The organism is Acinetobacter sp. YH12231, assembly GCF_013417755.1.
GTDB classification, from domain to species: Bacteria; Pseudomonadota; Gammaproteobacteria; order Pseudomonadales; family Moraxellaceae; genus Acinetobacter; species Acinetobacter amyesii.
In genome coordinates this window covers 1-1,588 of sequence record NZ_VPDJ01000061.1, presented here as the reverse complement: position 1 = coordinate 1,588, position 1,588 = coordinate 1, and the positions used below count along the sequence as shown (strand labels likewise).

General features: G+C 32.3%; 1 protein-coding gene and 1 pseudogene. One reads left to right on the top strand and one right to left on the bottom strand.

From position 1 onward, the window contains the following. Positions 1 to 126: 126 nt before the first annotated feature. Positions 127 to 294, top strand: a pseudogene (locus tag FTV11_RS16895) (DUF523 domain-containing protein); the annotation flags it as partial. A 126-nt stretch (positions 295 to 420) separates the two neighbouring features. Here the strand turns inward: FTV11_RS16895 and FTV11_RS16890 are convergent. Then, the gene (locus FTV11_RS16890) at positions 421 to 1,209 is read right to left on the bottom strand and encodes an aminoglycoside adenylyltransferase domain-containing protein (protein WP_038350081.1); all 789 of its coding nucleotides are present in this window, start codon (positions 1,207 to 1,209) and stop codon (positions 421 to 423) included. Positions 1,210 to 1,588: the final 379 nt, after the last annotated feature.

The following is a 1,588-nucleotide window of genomic DNA, read 5'->3' as shown; positions in this document are numbered from 1 at the left end:
TATAATCAGCGAAGAATTCAAAAAGGCTTGGATTTTAAGACACCAAATCAAATGGCAGAAGACTTTTATCGGTTAGCTGCCTAGAATCTCCCAAGTGAAAGTCTCCTGCTAATTCAGCACACATCAACTCTGGTAGTGCTTAAAGAAAATAGCCCTTCATGTGGTAGTTCAATGATTTACGATGGTCAATTTAATGGGAATAAGATCTATGGCAATGGAGTTACCTCCGCTTTGCTTAAACGTCATAATATAAAAGTCATTTCAGAAGAAACTTTTTGGCAACTTTTACCCTAGTTCCTCCGCTTTTATTTAAAATCTTCATGCAACTCCAACCACGCCCCCCTTTGCAATATCAAGTCTCTTCGGTATTTAGAGATATAGTGAGGTAATAATCTAAGAAGCATATCCATTACTTCCACATCAGTTAAAAAGTAGTGGTTCAATTTTATGCTGTAATTCTTTAACAATTTTAGCAAGCTGATCATGTAAAACTAACCAACATTGCTCATGACCTTGCCCAATATATTCATCTATTATGAGTTGCAAAATGTCTTGATCTATCTGACTTAAGAATTCTAAAAACCATGTCGCAGCAACATCCTTGGCAACTATTGTTTTATGATCTAATGTATAAGCTATACGGCATAGCGCTAAAATTTGATTACATTCATCCTGATCGTCTTTCCAATGAGCAATAATTTGTGGATAAGTTTTTTGCATGGCAAATATTAATTGTTCATAGCTAATTGGATTTAACCAATCGCAAATATCAGGTCCAAAGATAGTAATGTTATGTAATTGGGCAGTTTTAAGTAAAATACTAATATCTGGATCAGATTGACTATAAAGTAATTCACCTTTGAGTAATTCTTCTCTCAACCACTCGCCATATTGTAGCTGATATGTATATGGATGATTTTTATTGGTAATACTCCCTTTTTCTAATATCGTAATTTCTAAGGCACGCGCTGTAGCATGACCAATCGGAACAGATATATTTAGAAAATTCTGCGCTAATTGTTTTCTTTCCTGATCGGTAATTTCACGTTCAATAATAACTAAAATATCAAGATCACTTTTATGTTTTAAACCACCATCAACATACGAACCATATAAATAAATAGCATAAAGCTTATCTTTAAAATTTTTTTGTAAAAGCTGTTTTACACTTTCAACTTGGCGACACTCTTCATCATTTAAGCTTTGCATATGATTTTTAATTTAAAAAAATAAGTAATGAATTCATAGAGCATTATACAGAATAAGTGTAAATAATTTAATCAATTAGTAAATAACATACTATTTTTACAATATATTTACTTTCAATATAGAGTTTAATACATAAAACTCTATCAATCAAAAAAAGCTTGAAACAACATCTGAATAGTAAGAGTCATTTCCTCCTCACTTAGAGATGGATCCGGAAATTTGAACAACTCCTATAAGTGATACTCTGCTCCTCAAATGATGTTATAAACATCAATATATGGAGTATTTTATGGCACGTAGACCAAGAAGAAATCATTCAAACGACTTTAAGGCTAAGGTAGCACTTGCTGCGATCAAAGCAGAAAAAACACTTGCTGAA